Source organism: Cellulophaga sp. L1A9, from assembly GCF_009797025.1.
Classification (GTDB): domain Bacteria; phylum Bacteroidota; class Bacteroidia; order Flavobacteriales; family Flavobacteriaceae; genus Cellulophaga.
This window is the reverse complement of sequence record NZ_CP047027.1, coordinates 1077593-1098807: the sequence shown is the minus strand read 5'-3', so window position 1 is coordinate 1098807 and position 21215 is coordinate 1077593. Positions and strand designations below refer to the sequence as shown.

Below are 21215 nucleotides of genomic sequence, written 5' to 3'. Positions count from 1 at the left end.
GCTATACCACTAAACTTTGATGTACTAACAACAATCCATCGTCTATTAAACGCCCCACACTTGGGTTGTTCTGTTTTACTTCTTCTAAATGTGCTATAATTTCTGCTGCAAACGCTACATCGTTATTAGATTTTGCTAATTCATACAATTCAATAGCTAACAACCAGTCCGTTGGGAAATTATGTTTCACTTCTTGAAAAACTTTATTCCTAGAAATAGTAGTATTCTTCCCTTCTCTAAATTCTCTTATTTGTTGGTAGTACTGCTCTAGCAAGATGCTTTTATCGCTTTTAATAGGCTTTATGGTCGTGTTGGTTACCTTGTGGGTAATCAAATCAAAACTAGCCAAATCTGCAGGACCGTTAAATGCGGAAACAATATTTTCTCCAATCGCCATGTGGTATAACCCGAACTCTGGTTTAAATAATACAGTAGCGCCATTAGTTACTGTACAATGATCAAAGGTGATTAAAATAATTTCGCCCCGTAAATTACGTGTACCGGTTATAATTTCGCCCTGAACCTTTATGCCTCCTTCAAAATCGAGCGTAATGGTTTGTCCTTCAAAAATATTATATGCCTTTAAGTCTCTTGGACTCATGTCTTCAATTGCTAAATTGATGCCTTTAAGCTTTCCTATAGGTGAACCAAAACCTTTAGAATGGTGCTTGATGCTGTGTCCTACAAGTTCTTTTTCACGATAGGATAGCGCAGTTTTTCCGGTGGTTTGAAAATATACTGCTTTGTTTTCGAACTCGATAACATAATCAAAATTTCCTGATATTTGAATTCCTGTACTTAATTCTATAGTTCCTAGCTCTTTAGAATTAATCAATTTTTTAATTCCCGATAAGCCACCTTTTCGTAAGGCCATCGTATTGGCAAATTCTTCTAATACTTGACTTAAATAAGCAAAGTCAGGCGTAACAAAAAGTTGAGGTTGTGGTTTTGTAATATCAAAAGAAGTATGTGCGGCTTCTATAGCATATGGAATTTTCTTAACATCATCTGTCATACACCAAGCGCTTTCCCCGATAGAAGAAAGTAAACCTGCGCCGTAAATTTTAGGGTTTTCTACGGTACCAATCAAACCATATTCTACGGTCCACCAATGTAAATTTCGGATCAGTGCAATCTCACTAGGTTCTCCCATAGTTAATTGCAAATCTTCAATTAGTTTTTCAGCAGTATCAATTTCATTTTGTGGTGTGCCATGGGCTTCTTTAATAATTGACAAGTGCCGTACCGCTTCATACAATTCATAGTCCTTTGCACTAGAAATAGCTTTACAACCAATCTCCCCAAACCGTCTTAAATATTCTGCGTATTCAGGATTGGCAATGATTGGGGCATGCCCAGCACCTTCATGGATTATATCTGGTGCAGGAGTGTATTCAATATGTTCTAATTGGCGAATGTCTGAAGCAATGACAAGGACATTATACGCTTGAAATTCCATAAATGCTGAAGGAGGAATAAAACCATCAACCGCAACTGCAGCCCAACCAATCTCTTGTAGAATACGGTTCATTCCATACATGTTAGGAATATCATCAATTGAAATACCTGTTTTCTGGAGTCCCTCTAAATAGGATTTATGAGCGACTTTACTTAAATAATCTACGTTTTTACGCATCACATAACGCCAAACAGCCTGATTGATGGCAGTATAATCGCTATAATCCTGAGGTTTTATAAATTGCCTTAAATGTACGGGTAGTTTATCTAAAATAGGATTGCTTTCGTAAGACATAATTCTCATTTATTTCGACTTAAAGATACTCATTTTTAAAATTCTTTTAGTGGACTTGCTTTCAGAAAAAAAGCGATGATAAAGAAGAATATTCTTTTAACATCGCTTTTAAAATTTTGTATTACAACTAGTGTTTTATAGGACAGCCAATCGCTTTAGTGAAATCAGGATTTGGTTTCTCACCTTTTTCTAGAGCTGCTATCGCATTTTCTACATATTTGGTTTTTACACGTCCTGCATCTCTAGCATTATCATCAATAGCGCCAATATATTGTACGTTCATCTCTTTATCTAATAAATAGACATGAGGCGTTCTTACAGCTCCATATAGCGGAAGGATTTTCTGATCCGTATCAACTACATAAGGATAGGTAAAGCCTTTCTCTTTTGCTCTAGTTTGCATATCCTCATAAGACTCACCATCATGATCTTCAGGATTGTTTGAGTTTATAGCAATCACAGGGTAGCCTTTTGGAGCATATGTATTGTTTAAAGCAATAAGACGATCTTCATACATTTTTGCAAAAGGGCATTCATTGCACGTGAAAACCACAATATATCCCTTTGCACTGCTGAAGTCTTTTAGAGAAACCATTTCTCCATCAATATTCTTAAGAGAGAAATCGCTTGCTTTCTCTCCAATTTTGTACCCGCCTAGTTCTTCTAGTGTTTCTGTCTGAACAGGAGATCCACCACCACCTGGAGGTGGTCCTTTTCGATCACCTGGAGGAGGACCTTTTCTGTCTCCAGGAGGCGGTCCTTGCCTGCCATCAGGTCCTTCATTTAAAGTGTGATCAGAAGTAGGTGGGTTTTCTTTTTTGTCTTTGCAACTCTCGATGCTTGCAGCTGCTAAAAAGAGTATGAGCGCAGATAAAGCAAATTTACTTGCTTTTTTTAGTTGATTTTTCATCTTTAGAATTTATGTATTTAATGTAAATTGTTTTTAATGGCATTTTCCAATGCTTCAGTACTAGAAAAAGGTTTCTCAAAATAGGAAGCACTATTTTTATTGAATAGTATGGTAAAAGGTAATGCTCCGGACCAATGAGGGTCTATTTTGTCAATCCATGTATTTGCATCAGGATCGTCTAAAATAACGACTTCTTGTTGTATCTTCTTCTTTTTTATAAAAGGGAGTATTCTGGTTTCAATTTCTTTAGGGTCATCCATACTCACCATGATCATTTTCATTTTTTCATTTTTATGCTTTTCGTAATAGGCATTAAAATGGGGGAGTTCTTTAACGCAAGGTGCACACCAAGTTGCCCAAAAGTTAATAATGTATGTAGTATCTGATTGTGTTTGTAGAAGAGGTTCTAATTCATCATAATTATAAACCTTGATATTTTTTTTCGAAGTCGTGCTAACTGTAGTGGTAGCTGGCTCTTTGGTCTTTGTGTTCTTGCAAGCACTTATAAGCGTCAAACCAATTAGAAAAATTACGCTATGAATTTTAAACATCTTTTAAATAGATTTAGAATAAATGTATTTAAATAGCATTAAGAAGAAAATATAAAATAAGACATTTAGTTAATTTTTAACAAAAAAAAGTCCGCTAGATAGCGGACTTGATTATTTTATTTGGAAGCCATTGGCGGATAAGCTTTCAATATTTCTGATACGAATTTTTGAATTCGTTCTTCTTTCTTTTCTATATTTTTTGTTTGGTATAATGACCCTACACCTTTTCCTTGCCAAACGAGTTGTTTGTCTTTTGCATCAATTAAATCAATGTATAAAGAGCCTTCTGTGCGTGTGCTTACTTGGTTGCCATACATATTGCCACCTCCCCAGAAATATGGATTCCAGCCCCAACCATAACCACCACCCCAGTAATTGTTATAGATGTCTACTTGTTCTCTTTCTTTGGTGAAAATGCTAATTAAAACATCTGGGTTTTCAGATTTTGAAAAACCTCTAGCACTCATTTCTGCTTCAATAGCATAAAGAATTCTTTTTTTGTCTAAATCAGAAATTTGAGCTTTATCAATTCCTGTTTTGTAAAAAGCATAAGTGTTGTACGTATTGAAATCGGCTTTTTTATCATAATCTGCCATTACGCGAACGGAGCTACAGGAACTTAATACCAGCAACGCGAAAATAGGCAGCGCTAAAATTTTAAATGTTTTCATAACAAATTTTATTATAGGGTTATTAATATATTCTGACTAATGTAAACATCAAGAATCATGCCGAAACTCCTTGGTTTAATTGTACTTATTGGTTTTAGAATTGTAACCATAAGGGCAATGTCTGCAGCCACTTTCGCAACAGTAACCACGCTTTAAGTGATACTTTTCGGTAAAAACTTTATATCCTTGTTCCGAAAGGTAAAAATCACCTTCTTCTATGGGGATAATTTTTTTCATTGAAATACTTCTGATTAGTGTAAATTTAATTCTTCTTTGCCGAATATAGAATTTAAAATAATTTTTAACGTTAATTTAAATATCAAACTAAAAACGAGCATTCCTTCTGGCTATAAGTCATAAAAAAGAGTTGTGGCACGTTTTTAGCGTTACTAATATAGATTGTAATACCTGAGAATGATTTTAGTTTCTAGACTTTTTTTTGTGAAGAATTATGTGGGTTTAACACTTTGGCCTTTTATTATTGTAAAGGATGCTACATTAAAGAATGACACCGTTTTAATTAATCATGAAAAAATTCATTTGAAACAGCAATTAGAATTATTAGTGGTATTCTTTTATGTATTCTATTTAGTAGAATGGTGTGTTCGTTGTATTTGTTATGTAGATTCATATAAGGCGTATAAGAATATTAGTTTTGAACGTGAGGCTTATGCTAACGAAAGAAACTTAAATTATCCTAGTGCGCGCAGTGCATTCAGCTTTATTAAATATCTTTGATCATCCAAAAAAAAATGGACTAGTGGTAAGTAGTAATCAAAAGGTAGAACTTCCTATTTTAACAGAAAAAAAGATTACTCTTTACATAAAAAGAGAAGATCAACTCCACCCATTTATTTCAGGAAATAAATTCAGGAAACTTAAGTACAATATAAAAGAAGCGGAGAAATTAGGCATAAAAACCTTGCTTACCTATGGTGGTGCTTACAGCAATCATATCGCGGCAACTGCTTTTGCAGGAAAAGAATATGGTTTTAAAACCCTGGGCATCATTAGAGGGGAAGAGCTTAAAAATAAGTGGGACGATAATCCTACCTTACAATTTGCACATGCTAACGGTATGCGATTTAAGTTTGTGACCAGAGATTGGTATAGAGCTAAGGAAGAATTGGAGGCTATAGTACGTTTAAAAAAGGAATTTGGCGTTTTTTTTCGCATTCCAGAAGGAGGAACAAATCAGCTAGCTGTTCAGGGCTGTGAAGAAATATTAAGCCCTAAAGATTCAGATTTTGATGTGATTGCGACGTGCGTGGGTACAGGAGGTACAATTTCAGGAATTATAAATTCCTCTAAAGAACATCAGACAACTATGGGTTTTCCTGCGTTAAAAGGTGATTTTCTAAAAAAAGATATTTGTAAATTTGTAAAGAAATCTAATTGGGATCTAGAAACAAATTATAATTTTGGAGGATATGGGAAAATTTCAAAAGAGTTAATAGCATTTATTAACGATTTTAAAATAAAGACATCCATTCCGTTAGACCCCATTTATACAGGTAAAATGATGTTTGGTATTTTAGATTTGATTGCAAATAACCAATTTAAACCTGGAACAAAAATTTTAGCAATACACACGGGTGGCCTTCAGGGTATTGCAGGAATGAATAACGTATTAAAGAATAAAAATTTACCATTACTAGAATTATGATAAAAAAGGTAGCGTTTCTATTAGTTATTGTCTTTTTTGTGGGATGTAAATCCAGTAAAAAAACAGCTTCTAACTCAAAAAAACCAGGCAGCTATGTAAGTAAATCAGACACAAAACCTACGGAGGTTGCTGGAGCTGATAAAGATATTTACGTACTCCCCGAAGATTCCGGTAAATTTATAGATTTTCCTATAAATTCTGTTCAAGAATATATAAACACTTTTTCTGAAATTGCTCAGTTTGAAATGAAAGCTTACGGGATACCTGCGAGTATTACTTTGGCGCAAGGTATCTTAGAAAGTGGATATGGACGAAGCACTTTAGTGAAAAAAACCAATAATCATTTTGGAATAAAATGTCATACCGGTTGGGAAGGCGATTTTGATTATCATGATGATGATGAAAAAGGAGAGTGTTTTAGAAAGTACAATCATCCCATGTATTCTTTTAGGGATCATAGCATCTTTCTAACATCAAGAGCACGTTATGCTTTTCTTTTTGATTTAGATAATGATGATTATAGAGGCTGGGCACATGGTCTTAAGCAAGCGGGTTATGCTACAGATAGAAAGTACCCAAGTAAGATAATTTCGTTCATTGAGCAATACGATCTGCATAAGTATGATACTTTAGTACAGAATGAGGGTTATGTGACTAAAAGAGAACCAAAATCTTACGATTATAAAACGCATATCGTTCAGAAAGGAGATACTTTATATTCTATTTCAAGAAAGTATTTTGTTTCCGTAGAAGAATTAATGAAAATAAATAAGATGAACTCTAGTTCTTTAGCTATTGGGCAACAACTGGTAGTGAAATCAGTAAAAAAATAAAAAATAGCATGCTATATAAAAGAAGTAGTGAACTTTTTGATGAAGCCCAAGAATATATTCCTGGGGGTGTAAATTCACCAGTTAGAGCTTTTAAGGCTGTAGGCGGAACACCAATTTTTGTAAAAGAAGCTAAAGGAGCTTATTTTACAGATGAAGATGGTAATAAATTTATAGATTACATTGCATCATGGGGGCCGTTAATTTTAGGACATGCGTACGAACCTGTTATTAATGCAGTAATTGAAAAAGCTAAAAAAGGTACCTCTTTTGGGATGCCAACAGAAATAGAAACGGAATTAGCGAAGCTAGCAGTTTCTATGGTTCCTAATATTGATAAAATTAGATTTGTAAATAGTGGTACTGAAGCTTGTATGAGTGCAGTACGTCTGGCTAGAGGGTATACTGGAAAAGATAAAATCATCAAATTTTCGGGTTGTTACCATGGGCATTCAGATTCTTTTTTAATTCAAGCGGGTAGTGGGGCAGTTACTTTTGGGAGTCCCAATAGTCCTGGGGTAACTCAAGGTACAGCTAAAGATACTTTGTTAGCGAACTATAATGATCTAGAGAGCGTACAAGCGCTAGTAGATGCTAATAAGAGAGAAATTGCAGCAATAATTATAGAGCCCGTAGCAGGGAATATGGGATGTATAATTCCCCAAGAAGATTTCATGAAAGGCTTAAGAGCGCTTTGTACAAAAGAAGGAATTCTTTTAATTTTTGATGAAGTTATGACGGGTTTCCGCCTGGCAAAAGGAGGAGCCCAAGAGGTTTTAGGAATCAATGCAGATATCGTAACCTTTGGAAAGGTTATTGGAGGCGGACTTCCAGTAGGCGCTTTTGCCGCGCGTAATGAAATTATGGCAAAATTAGCACCAGATGGACCCGTTTATCAAGCAGGAACATTAAGTGGGAACCCATTGGCAATGAGCGCTGGGTTAGCCATGCTTACAGCCTTGAATTCAAATCCAAATATTTTCAGAAGTCTCGCAGATAAAACGGCGTACCTGCACAAAGGATTAGAAAAGGTATTAAAAGATAATGGGATTAAACATCAAATTAACCGTTTTGGTAGTATGATATCACTGCATTTTACGGATACACCTGTAGTAGATTTTGCATCATCAGCAGCGGGAAATAATGATACATTTAAAAAGTATTTTCACGGGATGCTAAGAAATGGTATCTATTTACCACCAAGTGCTTTTGAAAGTTATTTTCTAAATGATGCACTTTCATATGAGGATTTAGATGCAACTATTAAAGCTTTAGAAGCTATCGTAGATGAATTAAGATAATAGAACATCGTAGTACAACATAGAAAAAAAGAGAGGCAATTTTGCCTCTCTTTTTCGTTAACAATCAGATAACCTATTCTTAAACTCTTTTTGTAAAGAAGCTCCTTTCGTTTTATAATCTTTGAAAGTGTTATTTTTTTTAAGGAGGAGCATATAGATTTTAATTGAAATAAAATAGAGGTACAATTTTTTTATTCGTGCACTATCGTTAATTTGGTTGGGATCAATTAAATCCAAAAGGGAATGAAAGTATTGTATGCAATTCAAGGGACAGGGAACGGGCATTTAAGTAGAGCCCGTGATATTATTCCAATACTTTTAAAGAAAGATATTGAGCTTGATATTTTATTAAGCGGAACCCAAGGAGATCTTGATATTCCATATCCCGTAAAATATCAGTTTCAAGGCTTGAGTTTTATCTTTGGAAAAAAGGGCGGTGTAGATCTTTGGAAAACATACATTAGAGCAAATTCAAGAAGACTTCAGAAAGAAATAAAAAGCTTACCGATAGAGGATTATGACCTTATTATAAATGATTTTGAACCAGTTTCTGCTTGGGCGTGTAAATTAAAAAATAAGCCCTGTATTAGTGTTAGTCACCAATCGGCAGTTTTAATGAAAGGCAGCCCAAAACCTCGAAAGCCAGATCCATTGGGAGATCTTATTCTTAGGAAATATGCACCTACTACTAAGCAGTACGGATTTCATTTTAGCAATTTTAATCCTAGTATTTTTACTCCTGTAATACGCCAAGACATTCGCAATGCAAAAGTTGAAGTAAAAAACCATTATACGGTATACCTTCCATCGTATAGTGATGATAAAATATTAAAAATGCTATCGAAAGTGTCCAATGCTACTTGGGAGGTTTTTTCAAAGCACAATAAAAAAATAGTAGAAAGTGGTAATGTGACTATTAAACCTATAACGAACGAAGCGTTTATTGCAAGTATGGCTACAAGTTTAGGCGTTTTGTGTGGTGCTGGTTTTGAAACGCCGGCAGAAGCACTTTTCTTAAATAAAAAGCTGTTGGTAATCCCTATGAAGGGGCAATATGAACAACAGTGTAACGCTGCAGCCCTTAAAAAGTTAGGAGTCCCAGTGATGAGATCCCTTAAGAAAAAGCATTTAAAACGTATTAGAAAATGGATAACAGATGATACTAGGGTTCTTGTTGATTATCCAGATATCACCGAAGAAATCATCGATAAAGTATTGTTAGAAAATTTAAAGCCTCGTTAAGTATGTCCAAGAATAAAACTTCCAAAAAAACTAAATTTACGAGTAAAAAGTTCGGAGAAGATTTTGTTTGGGGAGTTTCTGTGGCCGCATATCAAATAGAGGGAGCTCATGATAAACATGATAAAAGTCCTTCTATCTGGGACAATTTCACAAGTAAATCTGGCGTAATTCATAAAAATGAAACAGGCAATACTGCATGCAATTTTTATCATAGTTACAAGGAAGATATTTTACTGATGAAAGCTATGAATATTCCTAATTTTAGGTTTTCTCTCTCTTGGTCTAGAATATTGCCTAAGGGCATAGGAGAAGTAAGTGATAAGGGAATACAGTTCTATAATGAAGTCATTGATTTTTGTTTGGAGCATAATATCATTCCTTGGATTACTTTATACCATTGGGATTTACCGCAGGTGTTGCAAGATAAAGGAGGCTGGACAAATAGAGAAATTGTGACTTGGTTTGAGGATTTTTCAAGAGTTTGTGCTACTAATTTTGGGGATCGTGTAAAGCATTGGATGGTGTTAAATGAACCGATGGTGTTTACAGGGGCAGGTCATTTTCTAGGAGTACATGCGCCAGGACTTAAGGGCTTAAATAATTTTTTACCTTCCATACACCATGCCGTTTTATGCCAAGCTGCAGGGGGAAAAATTTTAAGAGAATTAGTTTCAGAAGCAACTATCGGTACCACATTTAGTTGCTCTTATATTACCCCTATTGATAAGAAAAAGAAAAATGTTATCGCAGCAGAAAAAGCAGATGCTTTGCTGAATAGGTTATTTATAGAGCCCTCTTTAGGTTTAGGATACCCTGTTGACTCGGCGCCAGTGCTTAAAAAGTTGAAAAAATATATAGTACCAGGAGATCTTGAAGATGCTGTTTTTGAATTCGATTTTGTGGGTATTCAAAACTATACACGGGAAGTTGTCAAACATAGCTATTTTATACCTTATTTAGGTGCTAAAATTGTGGATGCAAAAAAACGTAATGTGCAAACTACCGTTATGAATTGGGAGGTATACCCTAAGAGTATTTATAAAATGATTAAAAAATTTAATGCCTACGAAGGGGTTAAAAAAATCATTATAACCGAAAATGGAGCTGCTTTTGAAGACAATGTTACCAATGGATTTGTAAACGATATTGAACGAAGAAACTTTTTTAAGCAGTATTTAAAACAAGTGTATAAAGCCAAGGAAAAAGGATTAAAGATCGATGGTTACTTTGTTTGGACCTTAATGGATAATTTTGAATGGGCAGAAGGGTATAAGCCAAGGTTTGGACTCGTACATGTGGATTTTGAGACCCAAAAAAGAATTATAAAATCTTCTGGGAAATGGTTTGCTAAATTCTTAAAGCCTTAAAATGTGAAAAGCCGATATTGCTATCGGCTTTTACAGTGAACTAAACGTACAAAAACGGCCTAATCATTATCTTGCTCCTTGTTTTTGTTGCCCTTTTTATCACCTTTTTTGTGCTTTCCTTTGTGGTGATCTCCTCTTCTATGATGAGGCATCTTTTCCCACTTTTCAAATTGTTCATTGGTTAAAACCGATTTCAGTTTCTTTTTTTGTTCAATTTTTTGGTCTAACATCTTAGATTGCATTTCATAACGTTGATCAGAAGTTAGATGCTTAGTTGACTTATCTTCTCTACCGTCTTTACGAGCCTTCATTTTTGCTTGGCGCTCCGTAGCATTCTCTAATTGTAATACATACACTTTTGCTTGCTGACTCTCTGTTAAATCTAAGGCCAATGTCATTTTTTTAGTAGACAATGTAGCCATTTGATCTGGAGTCATCTCATTCTTCATTTCTCTTTTCTGTGCAAAGGCATTTACTCCTATAAATAGCACAAGAACTCCTATTACTTTTTTCATGTTTAAAAATTTAAATTACTTTACCTTTTGACTGGCTCTTAGCTAAAAGGTTTAATAATTTACTTTTATTTAACACAAAAGCCAGTAATATAATTACTGGCTGTCGTTTTTAATGTCTAATGTTTAGTTTTTATAGTTCATTATTCTTCTAGCTCCAAATTATCGGCATCTTCCATGTCAGATAATTGCATGGTAGCAAAGTTCTCATTATTGGATAGTGAATCTTTTTTATCCTGTTCCTCAAGGGTGTAATACAACAGTGAGCAAAGAATAAAGGCTGATAAGAAAAGTAGGCTTTTAAGTTTTTGGGTCATAATATTTTCATTTACACATTGCAAATGTAAGAAAATACATACAATAATTTAATCATTGTTGTCAAAATCTAATTATTGTAGGCGTAACTATAGAATGTTGTAGCGAGCTGTCTTCAATATGTGAAATTAGGGATAAAAAAAGGTGTGAATTTTCATTCACACCTTTATAGTATATAGTAGGTTATTGTAGTATTCTAATTAATAATTGTTCAAGGAAATTGTATTCTTTTGAATGATTTCAGTTTTAGTATTAGAGAAATCACTATCAGTATGAGTAGCTTCGTCTGTAGCGGTGTACACTAGGCATGCAACAATCAGTACTGCGAAATAAACTATGCTCTGTATTCTTTTGGTCATAATCAGGGGGTTTAAAGCGATACTCAAAACTAAGAAATTGTTTCCTTTTTTTTCTTTCAATGTTGTCAAATGCAGATTTGTATAGGTCAAATCCGCATTTGAGTAGTTTAACTTTTTTATTTAGGATCTAAAACCTGATCAATACGCACAATAGCATCTTGTAAGTGATATTTGCTCATGCTATCAGATGTTCTTCCAATAGCAGCTTTGATAGCACGTTTTAAAATGTTCAACTCTGCTCTAGCTACAGAACGTACGTCTGACTGGCTTGTGTTAAGCGGTGTAGATTTTACATACGGACTAGATCTTCTGCTTTTCGTTTGCGATTCTGCAGTCATTAAATAGGCTAAACGATCAATATGAGCTTTTTGTAAATTTCTACGGTAGGTGTCAATTTTACTTCCTCTTGGCAATTCAGACCAGATTCCTGTTCTTAAATCTTTCATCATATCGGTTAAAGCATAAGCATCTTTACCGTTAATAGTTTCGTTTTCTATGATACGTGCTATTTTACCAAGACTTAAAATATTATCTAAAGTTCTCACTTGTATAGCTCTCAAGCGTTCAATAGAACCAGAGTATTCTATTTTATTAAAAATATTTTGATCCAATAGCCATTCAGGAGTTATAAATAATTCTTTCTGAACAAATGCTAAACTGTTTTTTTGACGTTCTTTAGCTACTGGTGTATATACAGCGCCTTCTTGGTCAAAAGTTTTATAATATTCATAAACCCCGCCAATGTTATTAGATACATGGCCCATATAACGGTTGTATTGCGATAATACCTGCTCGTAAAGCGTACCTAAATCATCATACTTTTTACCATCTTCCGCAATCCAAATTGCTAAATTTGGTACGATGCGTTTTAAATTTGCAATTCCATAGGTACTTGCTTTTACTGCATCGTCCCCTAAATCTTCAGTTTGAGAACTAGGATCTACCACATCACCTGCTTGTTGATGACCAAATCTGTATAAAGGATCTCCTGAATGCTTTAATATCCACTGGTCAAGAATTGATTTTTCATCTTCAGCATCTTTATCCATAATTGGTCGGTAACCCCAACTAATAGCATATTTATCATAAATCCCGATCTCTGGCATTAAGGCAACCCCTTCATCCCCTGGTTGTGCTACATAATTAAAACGAGCATAATCCATAATAGAAGGTGCGGTACCGTATTTTTTAGTAAATGCAGCAGAACGTAAAGAGTCTACGGGATACGCAACACTACTCCCCATGTTATGTGGTAATCCTAAAGTGTGTCCTACTTCATGAGAAGATACAAAACGAATTAATCTACCCATTACCTCATTTTTAAACTTAACGCCTCTAGCATCTTCGTTTATTGCAGCCGTTTGTACAAAGTACCAGTTGCGTAATAAGGTCATAACATTGTGATACCAGTTGATGTCTGATTCTAATATTTCGCCTGTTCTAGGGTCACTTACGTGAGGGCCATTGGCATTAGGAACGGGAGAAGCTAAATACCGAACAACTGAATACCGAACATCTTCGGGAGACCATTCAGGATCTTCTTCTGCAGTTGGTGGATCTTTTGCGATAATAGCATTTTTAAAACCAGCAGCTTCAAAAGCTACTTGCCAATCTTCAATACCTTGCTTGATAAAAGGCACCCATTCTTTTGGCGTAGCACGATCTATGTAATATACAATCTGTTTTTTAGGTGTTACAAGTTCTCCTTTATTAAATTTTTCAAGATCTTCGTCTTTCACTTCAAGTCTCCAGCGGTCTAGAAATGTAATGGTCTTACTTTCCTGAGCGTCTAAACCATAATCTACTTGACCACGAGCAAACCAACCTACACGTTCATCAAAATACCTTCTTTTCATAGGTTCGGCAGGAAGTAAAATCATTGAGTTATTAATCTCAATGGAAATAGAACCTAAATCACCATTAGAGGGTGCTGCACTTGCGATATAGGTTTTCACATGTCTCGCTTCAATATTTTGAGGGTAACTCTTAACAGATTCAATATAACTTCGGTCACTATCTAAACGAGAAACTTTAAATCTTTTTCGATAAGCATCTGGCATTCCTAAAGCATTCACATCTTTTTCAAACAAGTCACCAACTTCAATTACCGTTGCAGGGTGTACAGAATCTTTTTTAAGTGCTTTTATATCAAAAGAATACAATACGGGTTCAAAATTAGAATTCACAACAGCTTCATGTACGGGTAATGAATCTGAAGCAACTACATCATAGGAAACAACACGTAGAATTACTTTTTTGTCTTTCTTCTCCCACCGAAGTACTTGGGTGTTAATTTTCCCGCCACCAAAACCTAAGCCATTTGCTGTTTTGGAGATGCGGCTCACCATTAACATTTCTTTGTTAAATAAAGAATCTGGAATTTCATAAAAGAACTTGCTGTCAACTTCATGAACATCAAAAAGTCCTTTGTCTGTTTTTGCTTCTTTAGTGATTACTTTTTCGTAAGCTTCAATGCCCCCTTTTTTAGGTTTATTTTGATCACTTTTTTGTGCTGTTTTATTTTTTTTCTTTTTGAAAATTTGAGCTTCGGTTGTAGAAAAACAACCTACGATAGCGAAAACAAGAAGTGTCCGCTTCATGAGGGTTTTGAACATTTTATATGATAGTTTATTTAGTCTTTCCCAAATAACGAAAATAAAAATTAAATTTTCGTTAACGATTTCTTAATCTACCCTGTCTAAATATTAACTATAAAACATCTTATTGTCTGATTTTAAACTAATTAATTTAACTTGTTACTGTTATATTGTTAATAATAGTTGGATTATGCGATATTTTAAGAATTAAAGTGTCTCTTTGTTATATACAGTAATTATTACGAAAAATGAGTTTTTAAGTATGTTATTGGAATTAGTCGATTCAAAGCCCTTGATTTATCAAGGGCTTTGTTTCGTTTTAAACCTTAATGATAGTTTTTAAACATAAAAAAAGGAAAGAGCGTTTTACGTCCTTTCCTTTAATTATAAATTAAGGTGTTTTATTATTCTTTAAGCGTTGCAATTAAATCAGTTTCCGTTTTGGTAACTTTTAATACGCCCATTTTTCCTAGCGCTTTTATGCTTTTATCCCAAGCTTTATTACTTAAATCTGCTTCAGCTTTAAGATCAGCTAAGGACATTTCCTGTTTCTTTTTTAAGATTTCGAAAATGATCTTTTCATTATCAGAAAGTTCTAAAGCTTTTTTCTCTGGTCTCATTTGTGGAAAGAATAAAACTTCTTGTATTGAAGAATTATTAGTCATTAGCATTACCAAACGGTCAATACCAATACCAATACCAGCAGTAGGAGGCATACCATATTCCAGAGCACGAATAAAATCTTGATCTATAAACATCGCTTCATCATCACCTTTCGCTGATAATTTTAATTGCTCTTCAAAACGCTCTCTTTGATCTATAGCGTCGTTTAACTCCGAATAACAATTCGCTAATTCTTTTCCATTAACCATAAGCTCAAAACGCTCTGTAAGTGCAGGATTATCTCTGTGCTGTTTGGTAAGTGGACTCATCTCTTTTGGGTAGTCGGTGATAAATGTTGGCTGTATATAAAGATGCTCACATTTTTCACCAAATATCTCATCAATAAGCTTTCCAATGCCCATGGTTTCATCTACTTCTAAACCTAATTTTTTAGCAACACCTCTTAATTCAACCTCTTCCATACCAGCAACATCGTAACCAGTATGTTCTTTTATAGCGCCGAGAATGGGCACTCTTGGATAAGGTGCTTTGAATTCTATTTCATTTTTACCTACAGGTACTTTTGATGTTCCATTGGCATCTATAGCTACTTTTTCTAAAAGTTGCTCAGTCATGTCCATCATCCAGTTATAATCTTTGTAAGCAACGTAAAGCTCCATTACAGTGAATTCCGGATTGTGGGTACGATCCATTCCTTCATTTCTAAAATCTTTAGAAAATTCATAAACCCCATCAAAACCACCAACGATAAGTCTTTTTAAATAGAGTTCATTAGCAACACGTAAATATAATGGGATATTTAGTGCATTGTGATGTGTTAAGAACGGGCGCGCAGAAGCACCCCCTGGTATAGGCTGTAAAATAGGAGTTTCTACTTCTAAATATTCTCTATCGTTAAAAAACTGACGAATACTATTCGTAATTTTTGTTCTTTTAATAAAAGTTTGTTTTACCGATGGGTTAACAATTAAATCTACGTAACGTTGGCGATAACGTAATTCAGGATCGTTAAATTCATCATGTACTTTACCATCTGGATCAACTTTTGGTAAAGGTAAAGGACGTAATGCTTTACAAAGAATGGTAAAATCTTTTACCAAAACTGTTTTTTCTCCTACTTGAGTAGTAAAAAGCTCCCCTTCAACTCCGATGATATCTCCTAAGTCTGTTAGCTTTTTGAAGATTTCATTGTATTTCGAATGGTCATCTTCAGTACAAATTTCATCTCTATTAAAATACAATTGTACACGTCCTTCACTATCTTGTAATGCAGCAAAAGAAGCTTTTCCTTGTATTTTTTTTCGCATCAAACGCCCGGCAACAATAACCTTTTTACCTTCTTTATAGTCAGATTTAATACTTTTTGAAGTTGTATCCACTGGGTATAAAGCAGCTGGATAAGGGTCTATTCCTAGATCTCTTAATTTGGTTAATTTCTCTCTTCGGATTACCTCTTGTTCTGTGAGTTGCATTTTTCTACTTATTAAGGCTGCAAATATAAGTACAATGCTCCAATTCATCAATCTGAAAAAATGTAAATGTTGCTAAATATCATTTTTATGAAAATACTGTAACATATATTTAGCTTTATCGTCTAATCAGTACATTCATCAATCAAAATCAATCAAAATGAGTATTTGGAGAGTTCTTTTAGCCATTTTTTTTCCGCCCCTAGCTGTAATTGGTAAAGGTTGTGGTTCTATTGTTATTGTTTTTTTGCTAACCCTTTGCGGTTGGGTACCAGGTGTAATAGCAGCTTTAGTAATCTTAAATAACCCCGATAATTAGTTTTGTATAATTTAGGTCTTTGTATCTTTGCAGGCATGAATAAGCTTGTTATATATAAAGATCTAGGGTTAAAAGATTATAAGGAAACTTGGGATTACCAAGAAACACTTTTTAAATCTATCATAGATACTAAAATTAAAAACAGGAGGGAAGAATTAAATCTTGAGACTACAAATTATTTACTTTTTGTAGAGCATCCGCATGTCTATACTTTAGGTAAAAGTGGGGACATGGATAATCTTCTTATAGATGAAGCGCAATTAGCAATTAAAGGAGCTACATTTTATAAGATTAATAGAGGAGGAGATATTACCTATCATGGTCCGGGACAGATTGTTGGATATCCTATTTTAGATTTAGATAATTTTTTCACAGACATTCATAAATACCTTCGGTTCTTAGAAGAGGTGGTTATTTTAACACTACAAGAATATGGCCTTAAAGCAGAACGCTCTAAAGGAGAAACAGGAGTTTGGTTGGATGTTGGAACCCCTTTTGCACGTAAAATTTGTGCTATGGGTGTCCGGGCAAGCCGCTGGGTAACCATGCACGGCTTTGCTTTAAATGTAAATGCAGATTTAGGCTATTTTGATCTCATGATTCCATGTGGAATAAAAGGAAAAGCAGTGACTTCTTTAAATGTAGAATTAGGGCAAAAAGAAGTAGATATAGAAGAAGTGAAAAACAAACTTTTGAAGCACTTCTCTGTGCTTTTTGAAGCAGAATTTATACAAGAAGAAACCGAGGTTTAGACCTCGGTTTCTTTAGGAAGTGCTAAAAAAGCATCACTAGTTGTTAAATTTGGTTAGTGCTGTAGCGCTTATTAAATCTCCATTACTTTTATAACTTTCTTGTTTTACCATTCCTACACCTTCTGCGAGCCAAAGCCTAGATGGGAAGGTTTTTTTTATACCCATTACTTGTGATTCATTCTCGCTATAGATTACAAAGCATTCGTAAGAGCCAGAAGATGTTGTTACATTTTCTTTCTTTTCTACTTTACGGTTCATCATATTTACAATGGTCTTCATATTCATGCCCGCCATACTTATATTCATGGTAACATTGGCGTCGGTGAGTTCTTGTCCTATTGTTAAGTCATTTGGTAATTCTATGTCTGTGCCTGTTAGAGCTACATCAAGATCCATTTCTTGGTATTGTTTCAGCATATCACCTGGCATCAAAGACTGAAAATCAATTTTTATCCCTGTATCTGAACAAGAAATGTGGTAGCTAGATGACATAATTTCTTTTCCTTTGTGATCACTTAAGTTAATTGTCATTTCTGCAACCGTAGTTCCTGTTGTGTTGTCTACTTTTGAAATCTTGTAATCTGCGGTACTTTCAATTTTTCCTTTTTTATTTGTAGAAGTATATTGAAAGGTAGTCCCTTCCTCTAGCGGGTAATACCTGCTGCAGTTAATTTGACTAGAGACGTTTGAAGAGAATAAGAGGATTATTAGTAATGCGCTTATCAGGTTTTTCATAATCTTTTATTGTAGTGTTTCTGTAAACAATATAGAAAATGTAATACCTAGTTAGGTAATAACTTGTATGGATGGATGGCGAATTTGTATAACTAACTTATTTTATAAGATTAATTGATGCGATAAACAATTAGTGAATTCTCTAAATCTTTAGCAACAAGTTCTAATTTTTTGTCGTTATCTATATCCCCTAGGGCTATAGCGGAGTTTCCATACACAGGAAAATTCTGAATCGATTTTAAATTACTGTCAAATAAATATATTTTCTGGTTCTGTAAGTCTGTTACACTCACGTAAATTTTATCGTTGTTATAAAAAATTTGTGGTTTTGAATATAGCCCGAGTTCAAGATCTATTTTTTTATCTTTTACCGTTAATGTATTTTCATTCATAACCGCCAAAGTATTTTTGGTTGCGAAGATTCCGTGATCTTTGTTGAGCTTCAAATTACTTTTTTCAATAGTTCCCTTTTCGCTAATTTGATACAGCATTCCTTTATTGTCAGTAAGGGTAAATTTGTTTTTATAATTATAGACTTCGTTATCGGAGAAATCAATTTTTTCTTTTACGGTAACGCGATCCGTTCCCACACGGCTAATGATGCGTAGGGTTCCATCTTCTTCAGGAAAAACGATATAGTCCTTTCTGTCAAATCTAAAATGTTTTGGGGCTTTGGTAATCGTTTTGTTGTTACCCTTGAAATTAAAACCTTCAACAGCTTTTCCTGTGGCATCGAACATTCTTATTTTGGACTTCTCAGTGATTACAAAACGATAATTTCTAGTATTGTCATAATCAAATACAGAAAGGCTATTCAATTCAGCAGAATCAAAGCTCATATCAAAAGGTTTTACGATAACTCCGTTCCTATCTAAGATTAAAAACTGATTGTCTGTTGTAAAGGCCAATTGTAAACGTCCATTTTTGTATAAATCCACTTGGGAAATTTCCCCTTTAATTTTGCCGCCCAATTGTTTTTTCCATAATACTTTTCCTTCTGTTGAAATTAGGTAAAGAATATTGTTGACGTCCTGGACAATGATCTCTTTTTTCTTGGTTAAATGATTTTCTACAAATTGTGGTTGTGTCGCAATATTGTTGTCAAGTTGAATAGTGAATAACGGTGCGGTTAAATTACTTTCTGTTTTTTCAGTTATTTTTTTTAATACAATGCTTGAATGGAAAAAACCTTTATCAGAAACTAATTGACCCACAACTATCTGGTTCGTAAAATCTATGGCATCGATTTTTTTAACCATATCTTCTTTTATTTCATTTTGACGGTATTTATCTATTCCTTCTGGAGAAGAAATAAATAAAATATTTGAGGCATCTGCAATACTACTTTTCGCACTACTATAAACTTCAGATTTGTCAAAAGTTGCTTCATTTTTATAATTGCTAATCGTATTTTGAAGTGGTGCTAGATGCTCAGAAAAAACTAATACTTCTTCCAGTATTGTTACATAATTTGTTTTAAAGTCAGGAAGGATAGCTTTGAAAGCAGCTAAAAAAGTGTCATCAGTAAGTTTTAATATTTCGTTTCCTTGGTAATTAATCGTTTCATTAGAATTCAGATTAAGAATAGCAACGAGATGTTCAGCATCCAAAGTTTGCAATACCACTACTTTTTCATTTGATAGTCCTATAATTCCTAATTCTTGGACTGCCTGAAATGTGGTGTCTTTTTTAGGTAAGGCTTCTAGGTATTTTTGTTGATTCTTGTAGTAATTCTCAAAGTTCTTGAAGGTGTATGATGTAATATATTGAGCGTTTATTGGTGCGTAAAATTGCGTCTGGTTTACCATGGGACTAACATTAGAAAATAACGATGCAAATTTTGTAGGACTACCTTCGTTGCATAAGCTTATTCCAGTTAGCTTTAATTCGTTTTGTTTGATAATAGCATCTAAAGAAATCCAATCAGAAAATTCAGAAAGATCAAATTTGTTTGCTTCTTTGAGTGAAGCAGTGAGTTCTTTACAGTATTTGGTGTTAAAAAAGAAAGTTGCTGATTTATTTTTACTACTCGAGTCATAGAGCTTCCTTAATTTCGAATCAGTTTCAGGGAACTCTTGTGTTCTAATAAGGTTTTCAATCAATAATTGCGAAGAAGAGATAAAAGTATAATCACTGTCCTTGTATATATAGGTTATTTGATCTTCAATAGTAGCTTTGGTAAAGCTATAGCTTTCGTAAGTTAATTCTTCTATGGTCTTATTTTTAATACCGCTTAAATTCAGTAAAGCTGTCGAGGTTTTGGTTTTGAAAAAGTAATCTAATTTTCCTTTGCCTACTGCTATAAAACTGATGATGCTTTCTTCGCTAGGCTTCAAGTAGGATAATAATTTTAAGTATTCAAAAGATTCTTGGTAGTGGGGAGTTTTCTGATATTCTTTAAGAAAGCTATTGTTTTTTAAATCACTAGTAAAAAGGTCAAAATCATTGATCTTAATCAGTATTGCTGCATTTTGTGGAATATGTTTAAGAAGAGAAGGTGATGTGTTTGCTTCTTTTTTGCAACTTAGAAATACCATAATAATGAAAACACAGACTTTCAATTTCATAAACGTAGCTTTTTTACAAATTTAAAGCTAAAACAGTGATATAAAAAAAGCGAGGTTATATATTAATTTTAAGTTGTTCGGGGAGCTGTCTAAAGCTCTTTCTATGATATTTAGTGATGCCATATTTTCTAATTGCGGCTCTATGTTCTTTGGTAGGATACCCTTTGTTTTGTTTCCAATTATACATGGGGAATTCTTCGTGAAGAACATTCATAACTTCATCTCTATAGGTTTTCGCTAGGATGGATGCTGCTGCGATGCTCATATACTTCCCGTCTCCTTTAATAATGCAATCATAAGAGTAGTTTTCCATAGGTTTAAACCGATTGCCATCAACGATAATGTGCCTAGCAGTAGTATCTAGTTTTAAAACAGATTTTTGCATCGCTAGTATAGAAGCATTTAAAATATTAATGTCATCAATAACCAGTGGTTCAATGTGTGTAACGGCGAAGGATAATGCGAGTTCTTCAATAATTGGTTTTAAAGTAAACCGTTTAATTTCTGATAATTTCTTTGAGTCGTTTAATAAGATGTTTGTAAATTTCTCAGGAAGCACCACTGCAGCGGCAGTAACGGGTCCTGCAAGACAGCCGCGACCGGCCTCATCAGTGCCTATTTCATTTTTTGAGATGTGGAAATTTTTAAGCATTTTGTCCAGGTTCGTTATTAAGT

Annotated in this window: 21 protein-coding genes; 8 read left to right on the top strand and 13 right to left on the bottom strand. The window is 34.1% G+C overall.

Going from position 1 to position 21215, the window contains the following annotated elements; translation table 11 throughout:
* Position 1: 1 nt before the first annotated feature.
* The 5 genes from GQR94_RS04725 to GQR94_RS04705 all read right to left on the bottom strand — a co-directional run bounded on the left by GQR94_RS04725 (position 2) and on the right by GQR94_RS04705 (position 4122).
* The gene (locus GQR94_RS04725) at positions 2 to 1753 is read right to left on the bottom strand and encodes an aromatic amino acid hydroxylase (RefSeq protein ID WP_158974390.1); all 1752 of its coding nucleotides are present in this window, start codon (positions 1751 to 1753) and stop codon (positions 2 to 4) included.
* A gap of 127 nt (positions 1754 to 1880) precedes the next feature.
* Positions 1881 to 2663 (bottom strand): thioredoxin family protein, encoded by a 783-nt coding sequence (locus tag GQR94_RS04720; protein ID WP_158974389.1) that lies wholly within the window; start codon positions 2661 to 2663, stop codon positions 1881 to 1883.
* A 17-nt stretch (positions 2664 to 2680) separates the two neighbouring features.
* The gene (locus GQR94_RS04715; RefSeq protein WP_158974388.1) at positions 2681 to 3214 is read right to left on the bottom strand and encodes a TlpA disulfide reductase family protein; all 534 of its coding nucleotides are present in this window, start codon (positions 3212 to 3214) and stop codon (positions 2681 to 2683) included.
* Between the two features lie 116 nt (positions 3215 to 3330).
* On the bottom strand, positions 3331 to 3885 hold the full coding sequence (locus tag GQR94_RS04710; protein ID WP_158974387.1) for a DUF4136 domain-containing protein: 555 nt from the start codon (positions 3883 to 3885) through the stop codon (positions 3331 to 3333).
* Between the two features lie 75 nt (positions 3886 to 3960).
* A complete protein-coding gene (locus GQR94_RS04705; protein WP_158974386.1) occupies positions 3961 to 4122 on the bottom strand; it encodes a DUF5522 domain-containing protein in 162 nt (53 codons plus the stop codon).
* Positions 4123 to 4299: 177 nt separating this feature from the next.
* Between GQR94_RS04705 and GQR94_RS04700 the strand changes: the two genes are divergently transcribed.
* The 6 genes from GQR94_RS04700 (at position 4300) to GQR94_RS04675 (ending at position 10291) form a co-directional block, all read left to right on the top strand.
* Positions 4300 to 4623: a hypothetical protein gene (locus GQR94_RS04700; protein ID WP_158974385.1), complete on the top strand. Its 324-nt coding sequence runs from the start codon at positions 4300 to 4302 to the stop codon at positions 4621 to 4623.
* Positions 4595 to 5551 carry a 1-aminocyclopropane-1-carboxylate deaminase/D-cysteine desulfhydrase gene (locus GQR94_RS04695; RefSeq protein WP_158979506.1) on the top strand — a complete coding sequence of 319 codons (957 nt, stop codon included), beginning with the start codon at positions 4595 to 4597 and terminating at the stop codon, positions 5549 to 5551. Before GQR94_RS04700 ends, GQR94_RS04695 begins: the two co-directional genes overlap by 29 nt.
* The gene (locus tag GQR94_RS04690; protein WP_158974384.1) at positions 5548 to 6384 is read left to right on the top strand and encodes a glucosaminidase domain-containing protein; all 837 of its coding nucleotides are present in this window, start codon (positions 5548 to 5550) and stop codon (positions 6382 to 6384) included. Before GQR94_RS04695 ends, GQR94_RS04690 begins: the two co-directional genes overlap by 4 nt.
* 8 nt (positions 6385 to 6392) lie before the next feature.
* The gene (hemL, locus tag GQR94_RS04685; RefSeq protein WP_158974383.1) at positions 6393 to 7682 is read left to right on the top strand and encodes a glutamate-1-semialdehyde 2,1-aminomutase; all 1290 of its coding nucleotides are present in this window, start codon (positions 6393 to 6395) and stop codon (positions 7680 to 7682) included.
* A 243-nt stretch (positions 7683 to 7925) separates the two neighbouring features.
* Positions 7926 to 8924: a glycosyltransferase family protein gene (locus GQR94_RS04680; protein WP_158974382.1), complete on the top strand. Its 999-nt coding sequence runs from the start codon at positions 7926 to 7928 to the stop codon at positions 8922 to 8924.
* 2 nt (positions 8925 to 8926) lie between these two features.
* On the top strand, positions 8927 to 10291 hold the full coding sequence (locus tag GQR94_RS04675) for a GH1 family beta-glucosidase (protein WP_158974381.1): 1365 nt from the start codon (positions 8927 to 8929) through the stop codon (positions 10289 to 10291).
* Positions 10292 to 10350: 59 nt separating this feature from the next.
* Here GQR94_RS04675 and GQR94_RS04670 read toward each other — a convergent pair whose 3' ends face one another.
* The 5 genes from GQR94_RS04670 to lysS all read right to left on the bottom strand — a co-directional run bounded on the left by GQR94_RS04670 (position 10351) and on the right by lysS (position 16170).
* Positions 10351 to 10806 (bottom strand): hypothetical protein, encoded by a 456-nt coding sequence (locus GQR94_RS04670; protein ID WP_158974380.1) that lies wholly within the window; start codon positions 10804 to 10806, stop codon positions 10351 to 10353.
* A 140-nt stretch (positions 10807 to 10946) separates the two neighbouring features.
* Positions 10947 to 11120, bottom strand: coding sequence for a hypothetical protein (locus GQR94_RS04665; protein WP_158974379.1), 174 nt, complete (start codon positions 11118 to 11120; stop codon positions 10947 to 10949).
* 198 nt (positions 11121 to 11318) lie between these two features.
* Complete coding sequence (locus GQR94_RS04660) at positions 11319 to 11477, bottom strand: hypothetical protein (RefSeq protein WP_158974378.1); 159 nt, start codon at positions 11475 to 11477, stop codon at positions 11319 to 11321.
* 116 nt (positions 11478 to 11593) lie between these two features.
* Complete coding sequence (locus GQR94_RS04655; RefSeq protein WP_370458272.1) at positions 11594 to 14077, bottom strand: zinc-dependent metalloprotease; 2484 nt, start codon at positions 14075 to 14077, stop codon at positions 11594 to 11596.
* 401 nt (positions 14078 to 14478) lie between these two features.
* Positions 14479 to 16170: a lysine--tRNA ligase gene (gene lysS / locus GQR94_RS04650; protein ID WP_158974376.1), complete on the bottom strand. Its 1692-nt coding sequence runs from the start codon at positions 16168 to 16170 to the stop codon at positions 14479 to 14481.
* Positions 16171 to 16327: 157 nt separating this feature from the next.
* On the opposite strand from lysS, the gene GQR94_RS04645 reads away from it, so the two are divergent.
* Entirely contained in the window at positions 16328 to 16486 is a 159-nt protein-coding gene (locus GQR94_RS04645; RefSeq protein ID WP_013549609.1) for a YqaE/Pmp3 family membrane protein, read from the top strand.
* 35 nt (positions 16487 to 16521) lie between these two features.
* Complete coding sequence (gene lipB / locus GQR94_RS04640; protein ID WP_158974375.1) at positions 16522 to 17238, top strand: lipoyl(octanoyl) transferase LipB; 717 nt, start codon at positions 16522 to 16524, stop codon at positions 17236 to 17238.
* A gap of 36 nt (positions 17239 to 17274) precedes the next feature.
* Here the strand turns inward: lipB and GQR94_RS04635 are convergent, their stop codons facing one another.
* The 3 genes from GQR94_RS04635 to GQR94_RS04625 all read right to left on the bottom strand — a co-directional run bounded on the left by GQR94_RS04635 (position 17275) and on the right by GQR94_RS04625 (position 21192).
* Positions 17275 to 17973, bottom strand: a complete 699-nt coding sequence (locus GQR94_RS04635) for a hypothetical protein (RefSeq protein WP_199271535.1) — start codon at positions 17971 to 17973, stop codon at positions 17275 to 17277.
* Positions 17974 to 18083: 110 nt separating this feature from the next.
* Positions 18084 to 20540 carry a ribonuclease HII gene (locus GQR94_RS04630; protein ID WP_158974374.1) on the bottom strand — a complete coding sequence of 819 codons (2457 nt, stop codon included), beginning with the start codon at positions 20538 to 20540 and terminating at the stop codon, positions 18084 to 18086.
* A 55-nt stretch (positions 20541 to 20595) separates the two neighbouring features.
* Positions 20596 to 21192, bottom strand: coding sequence for a ribonuclease HII (locus GQR94_RS04625; protein WP_158974373.1), 597 nt, complete (start codon positions 21190 to 21192; stop codon positions 20596 to 20598).
* Positions 21193 to 21215 lie beyond the last annotated feature (23 nt).